Annotated in this window: 9 protein-coding genes and 1 riboswitch; of the genes, 4 read left to right on the forward strand and 5 right to left on the reverse strand. The window is 71.7% G+C overall.

The genetic code is table 11. From position 1 onward, the window contains the following. Nucleotides 1–783: L,D-transpeptidase family protein (locus C1I98_RS32175; RefSeq protein WP_233508369.1), on the reverse strand; the 783-nt coding region annotated here is incomplete at its 3' end. A 130-nt stretch (nt 784–913) separates the two neighbouring features. Here C1I98_RS32175 and C1I98_RS32180 point away from each other — a divergent pair. From C1I98_RS32180 to C1I98_RS41980, 3 genes are all read left to right on the forward strand, one after another. Next, nucleotides 914–1,390 (forward strand): YbaK/EbsC family protein, encoded by a 477-nt coding sequence (locus tag C1I98_RS32180; protein ID WP_111171123.1) that lies wholly within the window; start codon nt 914–916, stop codon nt 1,388–1,390. A 31-nt stretch (nt 1,391–1,421) separates the two neighbouring features. After that, a complete protein-coding gene (locus C1I98_RS32185) occupies nt 1,422–1,991 on the forward strand; it encodes a GNAT family N-acetyltransferase (protein ID WP_233508370.1) in 570 nt (189 codons plus the stop codon). Nucleotides 1,992–2,058: 67 nt separating this feature from the next. Then, nucleotides 2,059–2,223 carry a type 2 periplasmic-binding domain-containing protein gene (locus tag C1I98_RS41980; protein WP_158558270.1) on the forward strand — a complete coding sequence of 55 codons (165 nt, stop codon included), beginning with the start codon at nt 2,059–2,061 and terminating at the stop codon, nt 2,221–2,223. A gap of 111 nt (nt 2,224–2,334) precedes the next feature. Here the strand turns inward: C1I98_RS41980 and metF are convergent, their stop codons facing one another. Then, entirely contained in the window at nt 2,335–3,267 is a 933-nt protein-coding gene (metF, locus tag C1I98_RS32190) for a methylenetetrahydrofolate reductase [NAD(P)H] (protein ID WP_111171129.1), read from the reverse strand. Between the two features lie 182 nt (nt 3,268–3,449). On the opposite strand from metF, the gene C1I98_RS32195 reads away from it, so the two are divergent. Next, the gene (locus C1I98_RS32195) at nt 3,450–4,517 is read left to right on the forward strand and encodes a polyprenyl synthetase family protein (RefSeq protein WP_111171124.1); all 1,068 of its coding nucleotides are present in this window, start codon (nt 3,450–3,452) and stop codon (nt 4,515–4,517) included. A 15-nt stretch (nt 4,518–4,532) separates the two neighbouring features. Here the strand turns inward: C1I98_RS32195 and thiE are convergent, their stop codons facing one another. Genes thiE through C1I98_RS32210 form a run of 3 tightly spaced genes read right to left on the reverse strand, consistent with a single transcriptional unit; the run spans nt 4,533 to nt 6,854 of the window. Further along, nucleotides 4,533–5,237 carry a thiamine phosphate synthase gene (gene thiE / locus C1I98_RS32200; protein WP_111171130.1) on the reverse strand — a complete coding sequence of 235 codons (705 nt, stop codon included), beginning with the start codon at nt 5,235–5,237 and terminating at the stop codon, nt 4,533–4,535. 11 nt (nt 5,238–5,248) lie between these two features. Next, nucleotides 5,249–5,623 carry an Rv2175c family DNA-binding protein gene (locus tag C1I98_RS32205; RefSeq protein ID WP_111171125.1) on the reverse strand — a complete coding sequence of 125 codons (375 nt, stop codon included), beginning with the start codon at nt 5,621–5,623 and terminating at the stop codon, nt 5,249–5,251. Nucleotides 5,624–5,663: 40 nt separating this feature from the next. Further along, nucleotides 5,664–6,854, reverse strand: coding sequence for an NAD(P)/FAD-dependent oxidoreductase (locus C1I98_RS32210; protein WP_111171126.1), 1,191 nt, complete (start codon nt 6,852–6,854; stop codon nt 5,664–5,666). A 130-nt stretch (nt 6,855–6,984) separates the two neighbouring features. Further along, a riboswitch (TPP riboswitch) is annotated at nt 6,985–7,100 on the forward strand. Nucleotides 7,101–7,381 lie beyond the last annotated feature (281 nt).

Raw genomic sequence — 7,381 nt, forward strand, 5'->3', positions numbered from 1 at the left:
GAGCATCTTGGCTACGTGCATGGGGAGGCGGACGCAGCCGTGGGAGGCCGGGGCCAGGGGGACGGACAGGGCGCCGTGCACGGCGATGCCGCCGTTGAAGAAGATGGGGTTGTAGAGCTGGCCCAGGTAGGACTTGTGCCAGCCGGACTTGCGCCAGGTGGTCTTGTAGTCGCCCGTGGGGGTGCGGGCGTCGCCGCAGAAGCGCTGCTTCTTGCCCTGCCACTCGGTGGTCTCGCAGTACGGGATGCCGCTGCCGGAGGAGGTGTGGCTGATCAGCTTCGGCTCGCCGCCCACGTACAGGACCATGACCTGCTGGGTGAGGTTGATCTCGACCCTGGTGGCCTTGCCCCGGCGGGCCAGTACCTTGGGCGCCTTGGGGTCTTCCAGCGCGTTCCAGGTCCGGCGGGCGATCGTGCTGGTCGGGCGGATACCGTTGACCTTCTGGAAGGCCCAGACGGCGAACTGCGTGCCGCCGCCGTACTGCCCGTCGATCCTGCCCGGGTGGTAGCCGAGCTCCTTCAGCCGCGTCTGGAGCACCTTGACGACCTTGCCCTTGGCGCCCAGGCGCAGCGTCTTGCCGGGCGCGGTGAACGGCGCGGGCTCGGCCCGGCCGGCCGCGAGCCCGGCGACGGCACCGGCGCTCGGTGCGCCCGCGAACTCCGCGTGTACGGCGCGCGGCGCGGGCCCGGCCACGGGCTCCGAGCCGCTGAGGCCGCATCCGGCGATGAGCAGGGTCGCCGCGGTCGCGCAGGCGGCCAGTCCTAGGTGCTCAGCTGCCCCCACGTCAAACCATCCCCTCACACACATTATCGCTAAAACAAGTGACTCTAGTGGAACAGTCACCCAGGGTCGACAAGTGCCATCGATCGGTAATCAATCGATATGTACGCCCCCGCTTGATTAGAGTGTCGGGATGCCAGAAAAGTTGCCGCACAACGCGGTAAAGGTAGAGGCCGCGCTGCGCGAGCTCGGCGCGGAAGGGGAGATCGTGCTGCTGCCCGAGTCGGCGCCCACCGCCGCGGCGGCCGCCGCGCAGCTCGGCTGTGAGGTGGGCGCGATCGCCAACAGCCTGATCTTCGACGCGGACGGCACTCCCCTGCTCGTCCTCACCAGCGGTGCCCACCGGGTCGACACGGCCCTGATCGCCCAGACGGCGGGCGTAGCGAAGGTCAGGCGGGCGACGCCCGAGTTCGTCAGGGCGGCCACCGGCCAGCCGATCGGCGGGGTCGCGCCGGTGGGGCACCCCGCGCCGGTCCGCACGCTGGTGGACACCTGGCTGAGCAAGCACGAGGTGGTGTGGGCGGCGGGCGGCCACCCGCACACCGTCTTCCCCACCACCTTCGACGAGCTGGTCCGCATCACCGGCGGGACGCCGGTAGAGGTCGAGTGAGGCCGTCGGGGCGGCTGCTAGGGTGCGAGAAGTGATCGGACTGCGGCATGTCGGGCCAGACGAGTTCGGCGCGAGGCTGGACGCGGCGATCGTCATCTACACGGCGGCCATGCGTCCCCCGGCCGACCAGCTCTCCGGTCGCAAGAGCATCATGCGCAACCACACGACCTACCCCGACTTCACCTGCGTGCTCGCCGAGTGCGAGGACGGCGAGCCGGTCGGCTTCGCCTACGGCTTCCACGGTGCGGCCGACCAGTGGTGGCACGACGTGATCTACCGCTCGCTGAGCCAGGCGGGCGGGCCGGAGGCGGCGCTGGGCTGGCTCGGTGACACGCTGGAGATCGCCGAGGTGCACGTGCATCCCGACTATCAGGGCAAGGGCACCGGGCGGGCGATGATGCACGCGTTGTGCGACGGGCGGCCCGAGCGTACTTCGGTGCTGTCCACGCACGACCGGCCGACGGCGGCCCGGCACCTTTACCACAGCCTCGGGTTCGCCGATCTGCTGACACAGTACGTGTTCCCCGGCGGCTACGAACGCTACGCGATCATGGGCGCGTCGCTGCCGCTCAAGGGCGCCGACACCCCGGCCCGCGCCTGAACGACGCCCTCCGGCACGAGCCAGAGGCCGGGGGGCCACGGACGGACCAGTACGACAGGCCCGTACGATGCCCCGCCATGTCCTGATCGAGGTGCCCGACATCACCACGATCCCGCAGTACGTGACGCACGGGCTCGGGGTGGCTTTCATGCCGGCCGCATTCGCCGAGTCGGTCGTGCCGCGCGTGCGCGCGGCGCCGCCGGCGGGTCGTCCTGGACGCTCAGCGTGGTGACCTCGGCCTCGCGCACGCCGGCACGGACGCTGCACGCCTTCCTCGACCTGCTGCCGCACCACGTCCGCGGCGACCACGTCCTCTGACGACGGGGGTCGCCGTCACCACCGCTCAGACGCTCACCGAGGCCGCCGCGGGGACCGGGGCGATGCGCTGGAAGACCTCCCTGGTGGCGCTGGAGCGGTTGAAGGTGATGAAGTGGATGCCCGGCGCGCCCTCGTCGAGCAGCCGGCGGCACAGCTCCGCCGCGTGCTCGATGCCCAGCCGGCGGACCGCCTCCGGGTCGTCCTTGACCTCCTCGAAGCGGGCGGCGACCTCTTCGGGGAACGGCGCGCCGGAAAGCTGCTCGGAGCGGGCGATCGTGCTCATCCGGGTGACCGGCATGATGCCCGGGATGATCGGCGTGTCGCACCCGTTGGCCGCCACCCGGTCGCGCAGCCGCAGGTAGTCGTCGGCGCGGAAGAACATCTGGGTGATCGCGTAGTCGGCCCCCGCGCGGCACTTGCGCACGAAGAAGTCGGTGTCGGACTCGATCGTGGCCGACCTCGGATGCTTGTAGGGGAAGGCCGCCACGCCGACGCAGAAGTCGCCGGACTGCCGGATGAGCCGGACCAGCTCCTCGGCGTACAGGACGCCCTCGGGGTGCTGGACCCACTCCCCCATCGGGTCGCCGGGCGGGTCGCCGCGCACCGCGAGGATGTTGCGCACCCCGGCGTCGGCGAACCGGCCGACGAGGTGGCGCAGCTCGCGCACCGAGTGGTTGACCGCGGTGAAGTGGGCGACCGGGGTGAGGGTGGTCTCGTGGGCGACCCGCTCGACGATGCCGACGGTGCGGTCACGGTTGCCGCCGCCCGCGCCGTAGGTCACCGAGACGAAGGTGGGGCTGAGCGCCTCCAGCTCCCTGATCGCGCGCCACAACTGGCGCTCTCCCTCCTCGGACTTGGGGGGGAAGAACTCGAAGGAGAACGACCGGTCGCCGCTCGCGAGCAACTCGCGCACGGTCGGCACCCGGTCGGGGCGGACGGACGGACGACCCAAAGACATGTCCACCAGGGTACGGGGCGCCACCGGCAAACGCTAAGTCATCACCGGGTCATCGCCCGTGCCGCACTCCTGCCGGGTCCCGTGGACTCCACGCCGGAGTCCTGTCAAGTCCCTGCCGAAGTCCATGCTGAAACGGGCAGTCGGGATCATTCCCCGCGGCGCCCTGCCGTTACGCTCGGAACATGACCGTTTCCGGCGCCGCGCGCGGCATGCTCCGCACCGAGGTCGACCGTTCGCTGAAGACCTTCCTCGACCATCAGCGAGCGGTGGCCGGCGGGCCCGACGTCGCGCCGCTCTTCGACGCCGCCGAGGACTTCCTGGCGGGCGGGAAGCGGCTGCGCCCGGCCTTTTGCTACTGGGGCTGGAAGGCCGCGGGCGGTGACGATCGCCCCGCGGTGCTCACCGCGGCGGCCTCCCTCGAACTGCTCCAGGCCAGCGCCCTCGTACACGATGACCTGATGGACAACAGCGACCTGCGGCGCGGCATGCCCGCCGCGCACCGCCGCTTCCAGACCCTGCACGAGAAGGAGGGCTGGAACGGTTCGGCCGAGCAGTTCGGCGCGGGGGCCGCGGTGCTGCTGGGCAACCTGCTGCTGCTCTGGTCGAGCGAGATGTGGCGCACCTGCGGGCTGCCCCCTGAGGCGCTGGCCGCCGCCCAGCCCGCGCACGACCACATGCGCACCGAGCTGATGTGCGGCCAGTACCTCGACCTGCTGGAACAGGCGCACGGCGAGAACACCTTCGAAAGCGCGCTGCGGGTCGCGCTCTACAAGAGCGGCCGGTACTCGGTGGAGCGCCCGCTGCGGCTCGGCCTGACGCTGGCGGCCAGCGGCGCGCCGCCGTGGACGGACGCGCTGTGCAGCGACTACGGCACCGGCGTGGGCATCGCCTTCCAGCTCCGTGACGACGTGCTCGGCGTCTTCGGCGACCCCTCGCAGACCGGCAAGCCGGCCGGTGACGACCTGCGCGAGGGCAAGCGGACCATGCTGATCGCCCGCACGCTGGCCGCGGCAACGCCCGAGGCGGCGGCCGTGGTCCGGCGCCTGCTCGGCGACCCCGCCCTCGGCGCGGAGGGCGTGGCCACACTTCGCACGATCATCCAGGAGAGCGGGGCGCTGGCGGCCTGCGAGGAGATGATCAAGCGGTACCTGCACGACGCCCTGGACGCGCTGGAGCGCGCCCCGATCACCGCGGAGGCGCGTACCGCCCTGGCCGACCTCGCGGTGGCCGCCACGACCCGCGACACCTGACCCCGGCCGGAAGGCTCACGGCGGCGGCGGCGCCGCGGCCAGCCGGGCGGCGAACTCCGCCGCCGCCGCGGCGGGGTCGTCGGCGTCGGTGATGGCGCGGACCACGACGACCCGGCGCGCGCCGTAGGACATCACCTCGTCCAGGCGGGCCAGGTCGATGCCGCCGATGGCGAACCAGGGGCGCGTGGCGGGCAGGTCGGCCGCGTGCTTGAGCAGGCCGGGGCCCGGTGCCGGGCGGCCCGGTTTGGTCGGCGTGGGCCAGACCGGGCCGCAGCAGTAGTAGTCGACGCCGCCTTCGGCCGCCGCCGCGGACGCCTCACCGGCCTCGTGGGTGGAGCGGCCGATGAGGATGTCGGGGCCGAGGATGTCGCGTGCGACGGTGACCGGCAGGTCGTCCTGGCCGAGATGGAGGATGTCGGGCCGGGCGGCGTAGGCCACGTCGGCCCGGTCGTTGACGGCCAGGAGCGCGCCGTGCCGGTCGCAGGCGTCGCGGAACACCTCCAGCAGGGCGAGTTCGTCGCGCGCCTCCAGGCCCTTCTCCCGAAGCTGCACGATGTCGACCCCGGCGCCGAGTACGGCGTCGAGGAAGGCGGGCAGGTCACCGCGGTCGCGGCGGCCGTCGGTGCAGAGGTAGAGGCGGGCCGATCGCAGGCGCTCGGTGAGCGCGGTACGGCTCGCGCCGGGCGTAGTGCGCCCGGCGGAGTATGGGTGAGATGACATCAGGCGGCCGGTCAAAACGCGAGGGCCTGCGCCCGGCGCTTGACCTCGGTGTGCCGACCGGCGGCGATCGCCTGGACGGGCGCCCCGGTCAGGGACTCGTCCGGAGTGAACAGCCAGCGCAGTGTCTGGACGTCGTCGTATCCGGCGTCACCGAGCACGGTCAGCGTGCCCGGCAGGCCCTTGAGCACATCGTCAGCTGCCAGGAAGGCGGCGGGTACCTGGGGCTCGCCACCGCCCCGCCGTACTCCGATGATCTTGCGGTCCTTCAGCAGTTGCTTGGCCCGGCCGGCCGACAGGCCCAGCCGCTTGGCCACCTCCGACAGCGGGAGCCACTCCCCTACCAACTCGTCGGTCTGCTGGTCGATCTGTGCAACAGAAAGCGTCACGAATCCACCACTACCACGACTGGGCGACCTGCAAACACCCTCAGGCGACCACACAATCGCGCAGCATGGTGCCGGGATCGGCCAGGCGGCGGGCGTCGAGCCGCCGGCCGGCCTCCACGATGCGCCTGCCCTGGACGAGGTCGCGGGGGCGATCGACGGTGAGGATCGCGGTCAGCCGGTCATCGCCGGTCAGCCAGCAGATGGCCCATTTGGCGTCGGTGCGCGGGTCGCCCCGCAGTACGCGGCGGGCGGCGCGCGGGCCCGCGTGGTGCCCGGCGTACTGCACCATGTGCCCGAACTGCTCCGACCAGAAGTAGGGCACCGGGTCGTAGACGGCGTCCTCGCCGAGAATGGCCGCGGCGGCGACGTCGGGCGCGCCGAGCGCGGTGTCCCAGTGCTCCACTCGCAGCCGCCGCGCGAACCTGCGCGACCACCAGGCGGCGCAGTCGCCGACCGCGACGACGCCGGGCAGCGAGGTGCGCAGGTGCTCGTCGGTCACGACCCCGTCGGCCAGCTCGATGCCGGAACCGGACAGCCAGCCGATCGCCGGGCGGACGCCCACGCCGGTGACGACGACGTCGGCCTTGATCCGCGAGCCGTCGGCGAGGGTGAGCCCGTCATGGTCGACCGAGGCGACCCGCGTGGAGAGGCGCAGCTCGACACCGGCCTCGGCGTACCACGGGACCGTCCACGCGCCCGCGTCGCCGCCGAGCGCCGCGCTCAGCGGGGCGGGACCGGCCTCCACGACGACCACGTCGCACCCGGCGCGGGCCGCCGCGGTGGTGACCTCCGCGCCGATCCAGCCCGCGCCGATGACCGCCACCCGGACCCCGGGCGCGAGCCGGTCGCGCAGCTCCAGGGCGTCGTCGATGGTCCGCAGCACGTACTGGCGGCCCTCACCGCGCAGCCTGATCGGCGTGGCGCCGGTCGCGATCACCAAACCGTCGTACGGCAGCTCGCCCTCGGTCGTCTCGACCACTCCGGGCCGCAGCCCCTTGGCGGCCACGGCCTGACGCCAGTCGATCCTCAGGGCGTCGAGGTCGAGGTCGACGTAGGTCGAGTCGATCTCCTTTTCCCTGTTCAGCACGGCCTTGGAGAGCGGCGGGCGGTCATAGGGCCGGTGCCGCTCCTCTCCGATCAGAGTGATTCTGCCGTCGTACCCGTGGGCCCGAAGGGCCTCAAGACTGCGCACACCGGCGAGCCCGGCTCCCACCACCACGACATGATTCACAACCCACGACCCTAAGTCGGCGCATCGAAAGCGCGCCAATGGCGATTCGACAACGAAAACGCTAATTCATGTTCACGCCCGCAGCAGACACCCCGTGCGAGGTCACTTCTGCGGACGCTTAGGCTAGAAGGGATAAACGCACGGGAGTCCGGACGAACCGGGCTGAGAGGAGGGCTGTCACGGCCCTCGACCGTAACAGAACCTGATCCGGGTCATGCCGGCGAAGGGAGCGATCGGCCGCATGAGGCCACAGCGAAGCGAGCACCACCGAAGCGAGCAAAACCGCCACCAACCAGTCGATCGGGAACGAAGGAACCTGGTAGGGGCCTCCGAGGAGACCGGCTCGGAAGGAGCCATCCATGAAGGGAGTACCCCTCCCAGCGCGGCCCCAAGCGAAGGTATGCCGAGTGTCGATCCCCCAGGCGGGGATGAGTTCGGCCCGAAACCCGCGGCCGGAGCCGCGAGCCTCCCGCACGCCGTGTCCCCCGGCGGGCTCGCGAACGGCCCGAAACCTGTCTGTTATACAC

It is taken from the genome of Spongiactinospora gelatinilytica (genome assembly GCF_003236385.1).
In the GTDB taxonomy this organism is placed as follows: Bacteria; Actinomycetota; Actinomycetes; order Streptosporangiales; family Streptosporangiaceae; genus Spongiactinospora; species Spongiactinospora gelatinilytica.